The organism is Paraburkholderia ginsengiterrae (genome assembly GCF_001645125.1).
GTDB lineage: Bacteria > Pseudomonadota > Gammaproteobacteria > Burkholderiales > Burkholderiaceae > Paraburkholderia > Paraburkholderia ginsengiterrae.
The window spans coordinates 65,497-82,024 of record NZ_LXKA01000165.1; the positions used below are offsets into that span (position 1 = coordinate 65,497).

The window sequence follows — 16,528 nt, forward strand, 5'->3', positions numbered from 1 at the left end:
AACAGCACTGCCCGCATCCGCGCAAAACCATCATGTCGTTTGCGATCGTCGGATTCGGTGACTGAGGCAGTATTTGGGGTTTAGCCACTGCGGCGCGGCTGTAGAAGCAAACCGGCTATGTTAGTTATGCAAAGCAATTGCTCGTGACGCAGATTACGCATCAGCGACCTTGAACACCGAGACCACATCTTTAAGGCTCGTCGCCTGCTCTTCAAGCGACTGCGCCGCGGCGGCTGCCTGCTCAACCAGTGCCGCGTTCTGCTGAGTCACTTCGTCCATTTGACCGACGGCCTGATTCACCTGCTCGATACCACGGCTCTGTTCTTCAGAAGCTGCCGCGATTTCTCCAACGATATCGGACACCTGTTTGATTGCCTGCTTGACCTGCCCCATGGTCGTGCTGACTTCTGCTGCCTGTCTTGAACCATCCTGGATTTTGGAAACGGACGCAGTGATCAGTTCCTTGATTTCTTTGGCTGCGGTCGCGGAACGCTGAGCGAGGCTTCGAACCTCACTCGCCACGACGGCAAAGCCGCGCCCCTGTTCACCAGCGCGTGCCGCTTCCACGGCCGCGTTGAGCGCCAGAATGTTAGTCTGGAATGCAATGCCTTCAATCACTCCGGTGATTTCGGAAATCTTGCTCGAGCTACCGCTAATGTCTTCAATCGTTCCAACCATACCCAGAACGGATTCGTTACCGGCGTCCGCCATATCGGTAGCACGGGCGGCTAGCGCGTTCGCCTGACGTGCGTTCTCGGCGTTCTGCTTTACCGTCTCGGTCAGCTGCGTCATGCTGGCAGCGGTTTCCTCAAGCGACGCGGCCTGTTCCTCGGTGCGGGCCGACAGGTCCGTGTTGCCGGCTGCGATCTCTTTGGCCGCTACCGTGACAGACTCGGACGATAGTCGAACCGACCCAACTGCCTCCGCCACGCGCGTCAACAGTTCATTGAACGCGGTAGCGGTATGCCCAATTTCGTCCATGCGCTCTACCGGGGCTCTCCGCGTCAGGTCGAGCGACATTTTCACGTGCTGCAGGGAGTCCCGCATGCCTGAGAGGCTGCTGCTGATTACCCGATGCAATTGGATCGCCATGCCTCCAGCCAGAACCGTTGCCAGGGCGATAATCGCTGTCAGAATCCACACGGTCCTCGTGTGTGACACCAGATTCTCGTTACGCAGATCAACGCCGAGCTGGACGTTGAACGCGATATGATCGTCAAGCGCCTTCTGCAGGGCCCTGTTCGCTTCGCGCACGGCCCCGCCTTCATCCAGCGCTTCTGCTGCGCCTTGCATGTCGTTGGCCTTCACCTGCGCAATAAAGTGGCTCTGCGCCGATATGAAGTCCGCCAGCTTCGCTCGATCGAGATCCAGCAATTTGCGGTCGGCGTCATTGGTTATGTCGTCCTTTTCATATTTGTTCAAAACCTGCCCAATATCTGAATTCATCTTCCGCATTTCAGATTCAAGCGCCTCTCTTTTTGCGCTGGACGTGAAGATGACATAGCGATAGTCAAGAATCCGATCTCGATAAACCAGGGCTCCTTCGTCAGTCAGATTTTTGATTGCCTGAGTGACGTTATTCTGGAAATATTCGAATCGGTTTTGAGCCTGGTTGATTTGCCAAAGTCCAACTATTCCAACGGTCAGCATGGATAGTAGTGCTATGGAAATAGACGACAGTAGCCGGTTTGAGATTGTCATGAGCTAACCCGCGAGATTAAGAGCGGCGCCTTGCCTTCTTCGAGGAAATGGCATCGAAACACTCCCCGTTATGTTTCGTAAGGCAAAGCTGATGGGCACTGTTCGAATTAAGCGGTTTCGATTGTATCGCATACAAACTAGATAGTTAACTTCAACAACTGAGGTATTTTGTAGGGATTTCCTGATTTTCTGGTCAGGCGTTCGCATGCACTCTGCACAGCTTGCGTGACGCCCGGCCCGGTCAGGCAGCGTGAACGTTCAGACAGATGACGCCCCCTGAGCAAGCAACGCGATCTGACTGGCCGACAGCGCGCCGCGGTAGATCCGGAACTCGTCGACGAGGCCGTTGAAATACGGATCCGCTGGAAACTGCGAACGTCCAATCCAGTTCTGCGCTGTCGGACCGATGCGCCACGGCGCAAACGGGACGTTGCTCAGGCTGTTCGCTGCAGCGCCGTTGACGTAGAGCGTTAGTGTCGTGCCTGACAGCATGACCGCAACATGCGTCCATTGGCCTGTCGGCAATGCCGCCGTGCCGTCGAGCCGATACTCGCCATACGGACCGTTGGTCGTGATCGCAAAGCGCACACAATTGTCCGGGCCGCCCTTCGGAGACAAGTACAGGTAGCGTCCCGTGCCGGAGCCGAAATCGAACACGCGCTGCCATGCTGCCCCGCCGTTCCAGTACACCCATGCCGCGACCGTGAAATCCGACACGTCGGCGACGAGGTCTTCGGGCAGGCTCACATAACCGCTCGAGCCGTCCAACAATACGGCGCGGTTCGACTTTCCTGCCGCATGTGTGACGCCACCGACGAGCGTGCCTGCATGGTTGTTGCCGCTCGAATCAGCGGCTGCGGCGCCGCTGGTTTCGTCGAACGTCAGCCAGGTATGCAACTGCGCAACTGTGACAGCTGTGGCTTCGGGCGAGTTTGCGCTCTCACCAGACGACGTCTGAGCGCTCACGACGTAGTACCAGGTGCCGGGCGACGGACTGTCGGTGTACGTCAGCGGATCGGTGACGCCTTGCGCAATGGTCGCGTACGGGCCACCGGATTTTGCCGCGCGCTTCACGTTGTAGCTCGTGCCGTTGGCAACGCCCCACCACGACAGCGCGACCTGTCCCGCGCCCGGCCACGCGGTCAGCCCGCTCGGTGCCACGGCCGGCGCAACGGGGTCGCGTGTAAAGGTCAACGTGCCGTAGCCGAGTTGATCGAAAGCCCCGCTGTCGTTACCGGTAGGGCCGCCTTCCGGTTGGACCTGCACGGCCATCTTCTGTGTCCAGGGCGCGGCCAGTCCCTTCCGGTTGACGTAGTGGTTGTACACCAGCGCCCAGCACGAACGCAGCGTAGGTTGCGCGTTCGACGAGAGCTGCGTCTGCGTGACGTCCTTGTTGGAGTAGGTCAGATAAGGCACGGTATAGATAGTCGTGCCGTCCGGCTCATATAGATTGGACTTGGCGACATACTCCGCGCCGGCGAGGAAGCGATTGTTGTCGTAGCCGTACAGATCGATACCCTGATTCCATGCCATCTCGCAGATCGCGCCACCCAGCGCGATGCCGAGCGTGGTGTGCCCCTGGTCGCGGCCGGTCTCCTGCCATTGTCCGAGGTAACCGGGATGCAGATAGTAGACGGCCTGTCTGATCGCGCCGTTGCCGGTGCCAAAGAGGAAGTAGTTGACTGCCTCGTCGAACAGCGAATGGTCATCGCACAGAACGCCGATCGCCATGATTGAAGCGATGTTGCATAGGTCCCAGTTGGCCCAGTAATGGGTAATGTCGGTGCCGTTGTGGCCGCTCAGAAAGGCGATATTGATCGGATAAAAGACGTTCTTCATCATCGACTGGAATGCGGCAAGATTCGCTGCCGACAGGCCGGGGTAAGTCCGCATGATCTCGCCGACAATCGCGAACTCGTAGCCGTAGATGCCCGCGGCAAGATCCTGGTTCGTGTCTCCCGTCACCTGCTGCAGCGTCGAAGACCACCCATTCATGATCTTCACCGCCGTGTCAGCGTGTGTCGTACTGCCGGTCACCTTCCAGTACAGCGCATTGGCATAGGCCGCTGCGATGTTCTGCATCAGATGCGGATAGCTGCCGCCGGTCGCAGTGCGCGTGATCACAGCCTCCGCGAGGAGCGTCTGGTCCGCACTCGAATGCCCGTTTGCGATCAGCGCCTGCCAGCCGTCGTACCACGGCGCAGCCTGCGCGCCGACCTTGGTGGACATCCGGTCGAAATCCGACTGCAGATGCAGTAGGCCGGGATGCACGAAGGCCGCGCTGGTGGAGACGGCGGTCTCACCCGTCGCGGCTCGGGCGAGCGCGTCGTTTGCTGCGAGGACCATAGCCGACGCCGCGCGGCTGCTCGCTCCCGCCGAAGCGGCCGGGCTCTCACCTCCGCATGCCGAAAGTGCAAGCGCGCCGAGGCTGTACAGGAACGTACGCCGTGAAAGGGTCGTGTTCACGACATCGAATCCGTTGCTTTGCTTGCTCTTCTGCTTGTTGACCAACATGCTCTCCTGCGGTTCGAACGAGGTGGGAACGGATATGAATACATCCGCGCAAACGTTTGCTCTTCGGCTGGCACGACGACAAGCGTAGCCGTCCAGCCTTGATAACGGCCGGGCCGCTGATGGTCTTTAGGAAAAAATACGGCGACGTTGCCGCGAGGCGCTCTGCGCGATGGTTGACGCCCAGTGCAGGTCTACGGCAACGCGCACGGCCAACGGCCTGAAGAAGCGCTCACCGATCCGGCAGCGGTACTCCCCATGCTGCCGTGACGTTGCCACCTAACCGCCATTCGCTGAACGGACGGCGCGGCGCAATGAGCGCCGCTAAACGGCGATCCCTGACGCGCGCGTAATACGGCTCGAACCAGCACAACTCGTCCTGAAAGGTCCATGGGAACAGATCCTGTTTGACTGGTGTGATCTTCGCAAAGCTTGCGGGGTCCTCGACCGATTCGATCACGAGATTCGCCAAACGGTCGATCGCGCGGTCGTTTTCGCGGTAGAGGTCAATATTGCGTTGCCGTACCAGTTCAGCCGCAAAAACCAGCGGAATCAATGCGAACGTGTGATAGTGCAGCGCACGGTTGCCGCGCTTGACTTCCCGCGCCAGCGCACCGTCGGGACCGATATCGCGAATCCCCTCGCGGACGCGCAGAAGTCCCGAGTCGACGAGACTCGCGTTGCCGGTCGCGCTACCGATTGCGATCAGATCGAGCCCTGCCCAATATACGAGATTGTTGTGCAGATGATTGATCGCTTCCGAATCGCGAGTAGCGATCGCGATTCGCTCGAGCCAGGGATCGACCGCGTTGAATCGCGCCTGATTAGTCTCGCGGAATTCGCGCGGCATGCGCAGAATGACCATTGCGAAGTCCGTTCCCGCCCACGAACGTTCGTAGTAGCCCTGATAACCGGAAATATGCCCCATCAACGCATCGGCTTTCGCCCAGCTTTCCAGCAGGTCGAGTGCACATGACCAGTCACCCTTGGCGGCCGAGCTGTTCAGTCGCGCAACGAAGTCGCGCATGGGCTTCACAGCGCGTGCATAACCCGTTGCGTCATCGTAGTAACCCGGCGGGTCGATTGTTTCCACCGGGGCCGGTACCGCGCATGCGTGAGCTGAACGCTCGAAGCCGAAGGCCGCGCTTGCCGCAAGCAGGACAATGAACAACACTCGAACGGATACATGGTGCATCGTGGCCTCGGCGCTGATTTATCCCTTAGAACTGCTGCAAGTCGAATATCCGCTGCATCGGTATCCACTTCTGTCCGGCTGGCGTCCAGGGCGTGGGAGCCTGGAACTTCCACATCAGTTCCTCCCACTGTCGAACCGCCGTATTGGTTTCTGCGGCATGGGCCATTCTGTCAGCATCGAAAGTGGCGTCGTCCGTTTCCATGATCATGAATAATCGCGTCCCCAAGCGGTAGATCTCCATACTCAAGACTCCATGCTCGCGTATGTGCGTGACGACATCCGGCCAGACCTCGCGGTGAAGCTCCTCGTAACGCGCAATCAGACTCGGATCATCTCTCAAATCCAGGGCAAAACAGTACCGCATAGCCGTTTCCTTTCACGAAGCATTCGAATCGACAACGAACGGATCGGCGGCAAAGCGTGTCATTTTCAGACTTCGCCTGACGCGAGCCCGGCGAACCGCCTACCGTCATGCCATCGAACTTCCTGAGTCGTCTGGCATTATCAAATCAATCATGCTGTCCGCTGAATTGCCTTTGCAGCGCGATGATTGCGGGAAGTTGAAAGTCGTGAACATCGGGAGCCGCGTTGCCTCGTCGGCGGCAGACCTCGGTGGCAAGTTCCAGTGCGCGGGCGCGCGTATCGATCAACAGGGATAGCGCCTCCCACAGCAAGCCTCTCTGCAGCGCGGATAGCTGAAAAGCTTGCCCGGCGTCGACAACTGCAAGTTCAAACGCTTCAGTATCCATTGGCAATGGTGCCCGACAGTTCATAGTCACTCCTTGAGTGCGACGCTCATCTTTACCACAAGGCGCTTACCGTCACATGACTGCCGCGCCTCGCAGCCACGGCACGAACTCGCGTTCGCCGATGCCGTTTTCCTCGCTGCAAGTCTTGCCGCCCGAGGCGACGGTCAGCATCAGCTGAAACAGCCGCGCCCCCGCCTCTTCAATACTGAGCGAGCCGTCGACGATCTCCCCGCAGTTGAAGTCCATGTCCGAACGCATCCGTTCAAAAAGCCCCGTGGTTGTCGCGACCTTGATCGTTGGAACCGGCTTCGAACCAAAGACAGAACCTCGCCCGGTGGTGAAGCAGATCAGATTCGCCCCTCCCGCAATTTGTCCGGTTGCGGACACTGGGTCGTAGCCCGGCGTGTCCATGAACACGAGGCCACGTTCGGATACGGGGTCCGCATAGTCGTACACGGCCTTGAGCGCGGTGCTCCCTCCTTTCGACACCGCGCCCAGCGATTTTTCCAGTATCGTCGTGATACCTCCCGCCTTGTTTCCCGGCGACGGGTTGTTGTTCATTTCTCCACCCGCATCGCCTGCGTAGTGCTCCCACCACTGTAGCTTCTCCAGCAGCCGATCGGCCACACCGCGCGACGCGGCTCGCGCCGTCAGCAGGTGTTCGGCACCATAGATCTCCGGCGTCTCGGAGAGTATTGCGGTTCCGCCGTTGCGTACAAGCAGGTCAACGGCTGCACCAAGCGCGGGGTTAGCGGTGATGCCGGAGTATCCGTCGGAACCGCCGCACTGCAAGCCCAGCTTCAATCGCGCTGCGGGTACTTCCGTGCGGCTCGCGCGGTCGGCCGCGTCGAGCAGGTCGCGGACGATCACGACCCCGCGGGAGATCGTCTCGCGTACACCGCCCTCTTCCTGTATGACGAGTGTTTTGATCGGACCTGGATTGAGCGGACCCAGCAATTCGGCCAGATCGTTCACCTGGTTGACTTCGCAACCGAGTCCAACGAGCAACACGCCTGCGAAGTTCGGGTTGCACGCGTAGCCAACAAGCGTGCGGCGCAACAATGCGATGCCGTCCCCCGTGGCCGACAGGCCGCAGCCACTGTGGTGCGTGATGGCAACCACGCCGTCGACCCTTCCGTATGCCGCCATCGCGTCGCCCTTGAACGCATCCGCGATGGCGTGGCAGACACTCGCCGAACAATTGACGCTGCCGATTACACCGACGTAATTGCGTGTTCCGACCTGGCCGTCCGCTCGCTCGAACCCGAGGAACGTATCCGAGCGGTCCGCTTCGACGATGCGATACGCCGCATCGTTCAGCAACCGCTCGCTCTGGTAATGTTCTGGCATCCCGACGTTATGTACGTGGACATGCTCTCCCGCCGCGATGTCGCACAAAGCAACGCCGATCGTCTGCCGATATTTGACGATGTGCGCTCCACGTGGGATATCCCGGGTCGCGAGCTTGTGACCGGCAGGAATGGGAGTCAGGATTCGTAATGGCTGCCCGAGCGCGTCGATCCACCCATCCGCGCTCAATGCGACGAGCGCCACCGCTACGTTGTCTTCGCCGTCAAGTTTCACGACAGTCTGGTCTTTCATGATGCCTGCGCCCCTTATTTGGTCTGCAGCAGCCCGTGCCTCGCCAGGGTGCTCCGCAGACGCGGCTGATCCGCTTGCAATGAGAGCGAATCCGCGAGTTCGATCAGCGGCAATATCCGCCTCCTGACCTTTTCGACATGGTTCTGCGCGATATCCGCGATTCGATGATTGAGATACGGGTTGAGAAACCGCTCACGCACGCTCGCGATATAACACTCGGCGCGACTACGTAAATCCATCGCGGCGAATACCTCAAGGACTTCTTCCTGCCACACTGCCTCGATTCCATCACGCAGCCGTACATCGTTCATTGCGTCAAGAACCGTTTCGGACGAGGCGCGGCGCTCGTTGAGCCACTGATCGGCCAGCCAGGTATGGGCCAGATTGAGGAAGAACAGTTTCAACCGCTCATAACTGCGTAAATCGTCCGTGAGAATGATGTTCTCGTGTACGCATGGAAGTTGCATGCCGTCGCGGCGTTCAATTGCCCACAGCGCATAGGGTTCGGCTACCGCGCCGACCGGATCGATCGGCTCGGATACGATCCGGTCGACGAGGGAGTTCACCCAGACGCAGTCCTCCTGCAAATAGCCGACAAAACTCTGAGGAAGCGTCCATCGTTGAGCCAGACCGAGCACGATGTCTCGAAGCGTGTCGCCGTTGTTCGCAACGAGTTCGCACGGAAGAATTGACACGCCGGCACCGGGCCTCTCGCGCCAGCGTGCATGAAGCAACGTCAGCAGTTTGGCGGGATAACTGTGCGGCGCCTGCGCAGTGTTCGCCAGTAGGTCCGCCGAATCACGCGCGTCGAGCCGATAGCCTGTGTCACCGGTGTTCGACACGATTACGCGGACGTCTTCGATCGTCGCGCGTCGAACTGCAGCCCAGTCTTGATCGGCGGTCCATGCCGTGCGTATGGCATGGCATTCGATCGTTTTGTCCACGACCGAGCCGCCTTCCACGCCGCGAATTCTCACGGGGTAACTGCCCGCTTGCGAGAGCGCAGCGACACGCGCGCGGCTGGATGGATTCGCGGTCGTCTGCACCACACTGATGCCGCCGATCGCATCTCCACGCTCGAGTGCCTGAGACACGAACAGCGCGACGTGAGCCAGCAGGAATCGGCTCGTGCCAAACTGAAGAATAGGTTCGCTCATCCTGTCCGTCCTGATTGGTCCGCCACCACCGGTCAGCACTCCACCAGCGCCTTCACGACGGTCTGCCCCGGTTCGAGCAGACGCGGAAACGCATCCGGCACTTCCGCAAGCTGCATGCGGTGCGTGTTGAGTGCCTGGTCGGGAATGTGTCCCGCGCGCATCGCCTCGAGCACGGTTTCGAAGTCGATGGTCGTGGCGTTGCGGCTCGCGAGCAGCGTGGTTTCGCGCTTATGAAACTCGGGATCGGAGAACGTCACCTGGCCCGGAACGATCGAGATGAGCGTGTATTTGCCGCCATGCGCGACAAAGCCAAAGCCGCGGTTCATCGCGTCAATGTTCCCCGTCGCATCGAAGACGGCATCGAAGAACTCGCCGTCTGTCAGCGACGCGAGTTGCTCCGTATCATCCGTGCCGACCGCGACGGCTGCATGCACACCCAGTTGCGACTCGCAGAATGCGAGGCGGTCGGCACGCGTGTCGAGACAGGTCACGGTGGCGCCGCGCAGCTTCGCGAAGATCATCGCGGCCATCCCGATCGGACCCGCTCCGACCACCAGCACCCGTTGTCCCGCCAGGACATCTGCGCGTCGCACCGCATGCGCCCCGATGGCGAGGAATTCGAGCATCGCGGCCTGATCGAGTGTCACGCCTTCAGCCTTGTGCACGAACTGGGCCGGCACGCTGAGATACTCGGTGAGCGCGCCGTCGCGATGCACGCCCAGCACCTTGATGCTGACGCAACAGTTCGTTTTACCCTGGCGGCACGCAACGCAATGCCCGCACGACAAATATGGCATGACGTAGACGCCATCGCCGACGGCAAGCCCGGAGTCGGGTTCTGTTTCTACGACCACCGCGGAAAGCTCGTGGCCCATCACGCGCGGGTATTCCAGATAGGGCTGATTGCCGGTAAAAATGTGAAGGTCGGTGCCGCAAATCCCGACGCGACTGACTCGCAACAGCACTTCGCCGTTTCCGCGCGCGGGTATGTCGCGTTGTTGCGCGCGCAAGACGCCCGGGGATTCGCAAATCACGCTAAGCATGGTGGTTTCCTTTTGATCAAGTTAAGTGCGGCGGGTCATACGCCGATGCGATAGAAACGGCATGCATTGCCACCAAACACGTCGGGGAGTGCCGCTGCGGCAAAAAGACGCTCGCAGTCGTCTTCGCACGCGGACAGCCACTCGCCATAATCACCGCGGATTGCTGCGAGGCGCAGCACGGGCCAGTCGCTGCCCCACATCAATCGTTGCGGGCCAAATAGATCGGCGAGGATGCGGACATACGGATGAAGGCGCGCGCGAACCGCTTCGACGTCGGCTGCGAAACCTGCTTCGGTCCATAGCCCGGAAAGCTTGCAATGCACATTGGGCAGGTGCGCGAGGCGCGTCATGGCCGAATGCCAGGGCTCTCTTTCGTCCGTCGCGATGTGGGGTTTCGCCGCATGATCAATGACGATCGGCAAATCGGGGTAACGTCGTGCAAACGCGTACAGCGAGTCGAGATGACGTGGCATGACCAACGCGTCGAAGCGAAGATCGTGCTCAGTCATCGCCGCAATCGCGCCGTCGAGAGCCGGGTCATCGATCCACGTATCGTCGGCCAGATCCTGAAGCATCGGCCGTAGAGCGCGAGCCTTCGGATGCGCAGCGAATGCCGCGATCCTGGCCGCGGCATCCGCGGCCTTCAGATCGACCCAGCCGACAACGGCGAGCACGGTCCCGGTTTCATCGGCGAGGTCGAGCAAATAGCGCGTGTCTTCGGCGGTGGGTAGTGACTGCACAAGTACGGTGCCGTCGATGCGGCCCGCTTCGAGTTCCGGTGCCAGATCGCCGGGGCCGAAATCACGGTAAATCGGGCTCAGTTCGCGGGGAGGCCAGTGGCCCGCACGCTCGCTGATTCGCCAATAGTGCTGGTGAGCATCGATACGTGGCGTCACGCGCCCCCCTCGGGTACCGGCGCATTTGCCGCAATCAGCCCTTCGTTGCTGAGCGCGGCCCAGAAGTCGGCTGGCACGTGCTGCTCGAGCCACGCGATGTTCTGCTGCAATTGGGCGACACTGCGTGCGCCCACCACGCATGAAACGACGGCAGGATGTGCGAACGGAAATTGCAACGCAGCCGCCGGAAGGGGAACGTCAAAGCGCTCGCACAGCGCGGACAACCTCTGGACCTTCTTGACGACTTCGGCAGGCGCGTCCGCGTAATTGAACTTGCCATTGCCCGCAAGCACACCTGAATTGAACACGCCACCTGCGACGATAGCCGTCCCCACGCGCGCGCAGTGATCGAGCAGGGGTTGCAGCGCTGTCTGTTCCAGTAACGTGTAGCGACCCGCGAGCAGGATCGCGTCAAGCGGCGCCTCATTCATCGCATCGACCGCGATTTCCCACTCGTTGACGCCAAGGCCGATCGCGCGCACCTCACCACTCTGGCGCAGTTCAGCCAACGCGCGCAATCCGCCGCCCGCAACCAGTTGATCCCAGAAGTGAGGGTGGCGATCGCCATGTGTCATGGCGCCGATGTCGTGCACATAGAGAATATCGATCCGCGACGTCCCGAGCCGCTGCTGGCTATCCTCGTACGAGCGCATGACGCCACTGTAGCTGTAGTCGAAAACTGGCCGGAAAGGAAGCGGTTCGGCCCAGCCATCATCGCCGGGTCGCACGCTCGCGTCGGGCCGCATCAGGCGGCCCACTTTAGAACTCAAAGTGAATGCATCACGCTCGCGCAGCGCGAGTGCGTGCCCCACGCGCCGCTCGGAGAGCGTGTAGCCATAGTACGGGGCGGTATCGAAGTAGCGCACGCCCGCGGACCATGCCGCATCGACAAGCGCCCTCGCGTCGGCCGATGACATGGGACGGTAGAGGCCGCCAAGCTGGGAACAACCCAGACCGAGGGCAGTCAACTTCAGCCCGCTGCGAGGCAAGGCGCGCATTTCATGAGCGTTCATAAACCAGGGGTGCAATCGCGAAGAAATATAGGTTTCCGGACGAAACCGTGAAACGGACCTGCATCGATCCGGCGTAACATCGCCGCAGGTCCGTGGACTCGTCAGTAGAGGACGTTCTTTGCTTCCTGGGAATCGAGGTTCTGCTTGTCGACCATGACGACGCCCGTATCGACCTGCTTCGCGACCGGTTTGTGCTCGATGACGTTCACCACGGTCTGAATACCCTTGTATCCCATCTGATAGGACCCCTGAACGGCGATCGCCTGGATCGTGCCGTCGCGCGCGAAGTCCTGCAGGTCCTGGTTGCCGTCGAAGCCTATGGCCACCAGTTTTCCTGCCTTCCCAGACTGCTTGAGTGCGCGGCCCATCCCCACGGCGGTGGGTTCATTGGCGCCGAAAATACCCTTCAGGTCGGGATTGGCAGAAAGCACGTCGGTCGTCTGATTCAACGCGGTAGCCATCTGCGACTGCGAATAGTACGGCCCGACAATTTGCAGCTTCGAGTGGGCAGCGATGTACTTGCGGAAGCCGCCAACACGCCCGATTTCCGACCCAGCGCCAGGCACGTAGGACATGACGGCGATCTTGCCCGTCTGACCGACGCGATCGATCAGCGCCTTCGCGCACAGTTCCCCGGCTTTCTCGTTGTCGGTGGACAGGAACGACTGGTAGTACTGCTTGCCTGCATCCGAAAGTGCCGAGTCGATCAGCACGACCGGAATGTGCGCCTCCCACGCTTTCTTGATGGCCGGCACGAGGGCATCAGGATCGGACGGCGCGAGCACGATGCCCGCGACGTGCCGGTTCACCGCGTTCTCGACCATATTGACTTCGTCGGCGACGGCCGATTCAGCAGCCGGTCCCTGGAAAGTCATCGTATAGCCCTTCGCCTCGCCGAGCGCGCCATTCGCGCCTTTCTGCACGTTTTGCCAGTAATTCGAATTGACCGTCTTGACGATCACTGCGATCTCGCCGCCTGCCGCATACGCCCCCGTCGTGAACATCGTGCAAAGCAGTGCCGATACCGCCAGTAATGGGAACTTCTTCATGTCTCGCTCCTATGTCGCGTGGTTAAACTTCTTGTGGTCACAATTTCCGGCTTCGCAACTGGTCGATCCAGACGGTGCCCAGAATGACGACACCGATAATGATCTGCTGAATGAAACTGGATACCCCATTCATGTTCAGACCGTTGCGAAGAACGCCGATCACGAACGCGCCGATCGCCGTGCCCGAGATCGCGCCCACGCCGCCCATCAAGGACGTGCCGCCGATCACCGCGCTCGCGATCGCATCGAGTTCGTACATGACGCCTTCGTTGGGCTGGCCGGTCACGAGCCGGGACATCAGCACACATCCCGTCACACCGGCCAGCACACCCGAGAGCACGTAAGTGAAAAGCTTCACGCCCTGAACGTTGACGCCGGAAAGTCGTGCTGCCTCCGCATTCGAGCCGACAGCGTGGATGTGACGGCCGAGCGAAGTCTTCGAGAGCAGCACTGAACCCGCGATGAACAGCACGATCATGATGACGACGGGGTATGGAATACCGGGAAAGGTCGTGTCCGGAAAACCATCAGAACCGATACGGGAGAGGCGAAACAGCGCGCCGTTGCCAAGCGCGCCAAACGCATCGCCGAGGTCGGAGACAGGACGTGCCCCGGTGATCTCCAGCGCAAGGCCTCGTGCGACCAGCATCATGCCGAGCGTCGCGATGAATGGCGGCAAGCCCATGCGCGTCACGCAGATGCCGTTGACGAAACCGCACAGGCCGCCCACCGAGATTCCACCGAGCATGGCAACCGGCACCGGTATGCCGGCTTTGACCAGCAGAGCCGCCGACACCCCCGCAAGCGCGAGCACCGAGCCCACGGAAAGGTCGATGCCGCCCGTGATGATCACGCAGGTGGCGGCGACGCCAAGATACGCGATGGAGGTCACTTGCAAGCTGACGGTCATCATGTTGCCGACCGAGAAGAAAGCCGTGCTCGTGATCGAGAACGCAATCACAAGTGCTACCAGGCTGCCCAATGCCGCGAACTTCTGGATGAGCTCGCGCCGCCGCTGACGCGCCGTCCGTTCCACGGCATGGGTCCGATCCGATGTCATTTCAAGCATGTGTGCGCCCCGAAGCAAAGTGCATGATTTCCTCCTGACTGGTCTGTTTCGTTTCGAGAATCGCCGTCATCCGGCCCTCGTGAAATACGGCAATTCGATCCGTCATCCCAAGCAGCTCCGGCAACTCCGAACTGATCAGCACGACACCGACGCCGTCTGCCGCGAGCCTGTCCATCAGCCCGTAAATGGCGAACTTGGCTCCCACGTCGATACCGCGCGTGGGCTCGTCGAAGAACAGGATCTTCGATCCGCGGTAGAGCCACTTGCTGATCACGACCTTCTGCTGGTTGCCGCCGGACAGGTTCCGTACGATCTGGTCGACCGATGGTGTGCGGATAGCCAGTTCCTGCACGTAGCGCCGCGCAACCGCAGCCTCTTCGCTAAAACGAAGGAAACCGGCGCGCGACGAGACGCCCCGCACGTTCGCAAGCGTGATGTTCGCGGCGACAGGCATAGCAAGCGCGAGACCGTCCTGCTTGCGGTCTTCCGACAGGTACGCGATGCCGTGACGGATGGCTTCGCGCGGCGAGCGTATCGTCACCGGCTGGCCGTGAAGCGATATCGTGCCGCTGTCGAGCCGGTCGGCACCGAAGATCGCGCGGGCGACTTCCGTACGGCCTGCACCCATGAGGCCGGCGAAGCCGAGGATCTCGCCTTTGCGAAGCTCGAATGAAACCGGACCGAACACGCCTGCCCGACTGAGGTCGCGCGCGCTCAGCAGTACGGTGCCGGTGGGCCGCGATTGCCGCGGCGGATAGGCGTCTTCGAGCGGGCGTCCCACCATGCGGGCGACGATGTCGTTCACGCTCAGCGCGGCAAAGTCGTCGGTGGAAATATGGCGGCCATCTCGCAGCACTGTCACTCGGTCGACGATTTGAGCCATTTCGTCGAGGCGGTGCGAGATGTAAAGGATCGCCACGCCTGCCGCTCGCAACTCCTTGATGATGCGAAAGAGCTGGACCGTTTCCGATTCGGTGAGCGAGGACGTCGGTTCGTCCATGATCAGAACGTCGGCGTCAAGCGACAGCGCCTTCGCGATTTCGACCATTTGCTGCTGCGCGATGGACAGTGCTCCGACCGGCGTCGTCGGGGCCACGTCCAGGCCAACCCGTGCGAGACAACGTGCTGCGTCGGCGTTGAGCCTGCGTGAGTCGACAAACGGCCCGCGTTTGGGCTCACGCGCGAGGTACAGGTTTTCCGCCACCGTCAGGTGCGGTACGAGGTTGAGCTCCTGATGAATGATCGCGATCCCGGCCGCCTGTGCCTCGGACGTCGAATGAAACCGCACCGGCTCGCCACGATAACGAATGGTGCCTTCGTCGGGCGAGTACTGACCGCTGATGATCTTCATCAGTGTGGACTTACCTGCCCCATTTTCACCGCAGACGGCGTGGACCTCCCCGCGCCGCAGATCGAGGTGAATGCCGTCGAGGGCGATGACGCCCGGAAAGCGCTTGCCGATGCCCGCGAGGCGCAGGATTTCCCGGTCTGCGAACTCGTGGCGCTCTACAGCAAGGCTGGACGGACTGTGAAGCATTGTCATTGCGTCTCCTGGGAGGAACGGCCGATCTGGCGCTGCGCGCTGGTCAGTCCAATTTGTTTGAATTAAACAGAAATTTCCACAATTGGTCAAGCCAATATGTAATTTACAAATTGATCTTACCAAGACAACCGAACCTCGGAACGGGCATAGATCGGCCGTTGATCGGGCCTTCCCGTGGTTATGCTAGAGTTGGCAAACGGCTCTTGATGCCGCCCATGATTGGCAACGACCTGCAATATGAAATCGACAGAACCAAAGCGGCTTTACCAATCTGTTGCCGCCCAGATCCTCGCGCTGATTCGGCAGGAGGAATATCCGGCTGGGGAGCGGCTACCGCCTGAGCGTGAACTGGCCTTAAAGCTGGGCGTGTCACGTCCCTCGCTGCGCGAGGCACTCATCGCGCTGGAGATCGGCGGCCAGATAGAGATCCGGATGGGGTCGGGCGTTTATGTGCGCGATGCAAGCGCAGACGACGTGAGCGCGATCGGCGCGCTTGGCGACAGTCCGTCGGAGCTCATGCAGGCGCGTGCTGCTATAGAAGGCAGCGTGGTCGTGCTTGCTACGGCGCGCATGACGGCGGCCACGGGGGATCGTCTGCGCCGCATGATCGAACGCATGCGCAGGCTGGCGGCAGCGGGCAAATCACCCGTTGAAGCGGACCGGCAATTCCACATGCTGATTGCGGAAACCGCCGGTAACTCGGTGCTCAGCCGCTATGTTGGAGAACTGTTCGATAGTCGCCACGATCCCATCGCGGCGGCCATGCGTGGCTACACGGAAAGCGCGCAAACCTGGACCGCAGCGGTACGGGAACACGAGGACGTACTAAAGGCGCTGCAGGCCGGCGACCCGATCGCCGCGCAAACAGCGATGCGCGCGCATTTAAGAGCTTCCGAAGAGCGATGGATAAGCGGCGCGTTGAAGCAACACACGGATTGACGAACGTGTTGTCGTCATCGGCTGTACGGGAAGTCGAACATCTGAGCGACCGCATCATCCG

At 60.6% G+C, this 16,528-nt stretch carries 14 protein-coding genes; 1 reads left to right on the plus strand and 13 read right to left on the minus strand.

Annotation, left to right across the window (positions count from 1 at the left end; all coding sequences use genetic code 11):
• Nucleotides 1–153: 153 nt before the first annotated feature.
• The 13 genes from A6V37_RS42820 to A6V37_RS13340 all read right to left on the minus strand — a co-directional run bounded on the left by A6V37_RS42820 (nt 154) and on the right by A6V37_RS13340 (nt 15,528).
• Nucleotides 154–1,701, minus strand: coding sequence for a methyl-accepting chemotaxis protein (locus A6V37_RS42820; RefSeq protein ID WP_064265747.1), 1,548 nt, complete (start codon nt 1,699–1,701; stop codon nt 154–156).
• Nucleotides 1,702–1,959: 258 nt separating this feature from the next.
• Nucleotides 1,960–4,215 (minus strand): LamG-like jellyroll fold domain-containing protein, encoded by a 2,256-nt coding sequence (locus tag A6V37_RS13285; RefSeq protein WP_064265748.1) that lies wholly within the window; start codon nt 4,213–4,215, stop codon nt 1,960–1,962.
• A 229-nt stretch (nt 4,216–4,444) separates the two neighbouring features.
• Nucleotides 4,445–5,407: a mannuronate-specific alginate lyase gene (locus A6V37_RS13290; protein ID WP_064265749.1), complete on the minus strand. Its 963-nt coding sequence runs from the start codon at nt 5,405–5,407 to the stop codon at nt 4,445–4,447.
• A gap of 25 nt (nt 5,408–5,432) precedes the next feature.
• Nucleotides 5,433–5,771 (minus strand): L-rhamnose mutarotase, encoded by a 339-nt coding sequence (locus A6V37_RS13295; RefSeq protein ID WP_064265750.1) that lies wholly within the window; start codon nt 5,769–5,771, stop codon nt 5,433–5,435.
• A gap of 145 nt (nt 5,772–5,916) precedes the next feature.
• Nucleotides 5,917–6,156 carry a hypothetical protein gene (locus A6V37_RS13300; protein ID WP_064265751.1) on the minus strand — a complete coding sequence of 80 codons (240 nt, stop codon included), beginning with the start codon at nt 6,154–6,156 and terminating at the stop codon, nt 5,917–5,919.
• 72 nt (nt 6,157–6,228) lie between these two features.
• Entirely contained in the window at nt 6,229–7,758 is a 1,530-nt protein-coding gene (locus A6V37_RS13305; protein WP_064265752.1) for a UxaA family hydrolase, read from the minus strand.
• 14 nt (nt 7,759–7,772) lie between these two features.
• Nucleotides 7,773–8,915 (minus strand): mannitol dehydrogenase family protein, encoded by a 1,143-nt coding sequence (locus tag A6V37_RS13310; RefSeq protein WP_064265753.1) that lies wholly within the window; start codon nt 8,913–8,915, stop codon nt 7,773–7,775.
• A 32-nt stretch (nt 8,916–8,947) separates the two neighbouring features.
• The gene (locus tag A6V37_RS13315) at nt 8,948–9,958 is read right to left on the minus strand and encodes a zinc-binding alcohol dehydrogenase family protein (RefSeq protein ID WP_064265754.1); all 1,011 of its coding nucleotides are present in this window, start codon (nt 9,956–9,958) and stop codon (nt 8,948–8,950) included.
• 35 nt (nt 9,959–9,993) lie between these two features.
• Entirely contained in the window at nt 9,994–10,854 is an 861-nt protein-coding gene (locus tag A6V37_RS13320) for an amidohydrolase family protein (RefSeq protein ID WP_064265755.1), read from the minus strand.
• Complete coding sequence (locus A6V37_RS13325; RefSeq protein ID WP_064265756.1) at nt 10,851–11,867, minus strand: aldo/keto reductase; 1,017 nt, start codon at nt 11,865–11,867, stop codon at nt 10,851–10,853. The genes A6V37_RS13320 and A6V37_RS13325 overlap by 4 nt, the downstream gene beginning before the upstream one ends.
• Before the next feature lie 101 nt (nt 11,868–11,968).
• Entirely contained in the window at nt 11,969–12,916 is a 948-nt protein-coding gene (locus A6V37_RS13330) for an ABC transporter substrate-binding protein (RefSeq protein WP_064265757.1), read from the minus strand.
• 37 nt (nt 12,917–12,953) lie between these two features.
• Nucleotides 12,954–13,985: an ABC transporter permease gene (locus tag A6V37_RS13335; RefSeq protein WP_064265758.1), complete on the minus strand. Its 1,032-nt coding sequence runs from the start codon at nt 13,983–13,985 to the stop codon at nt 12,954–12,956.
• Entirely contained in the window at nt 13,978–15,528 is a 1,551-nt protein-coding gene (locus A6V37_RS13340; protein ID WP_064265759.1) for a sugar ABC transporter ATP-binding protein, read from the minus strand. Before A6V37_RS13340 ends, A6V37_RS13335 begins: the two co-directional genes overlap by 8 nt.
• A gap of 237 nt (nt 15,529–15,765) precedes the next feature.
• Here A6V37_RS13340 and A6V37_RS13345 point away from each other — a divergent pair, with 237 nt between their 5' ends.
• Nucleotides 15,766–16,467 carry a FadR/GntR family transcriptional regulator gene (locus tag A6V37_RS13345; RefSeq protein ID WP_064265760.1) on the plus strand — a complete coding sequence of 234 codons (702 nt, stop codon included), beginning with the start codon at nt 15,766–15,768 and terminating at the stop codon, nt 16,465–16,467.
• Nucleotides 16,468–16,528 lie beyond the last annotated feature (61 nt).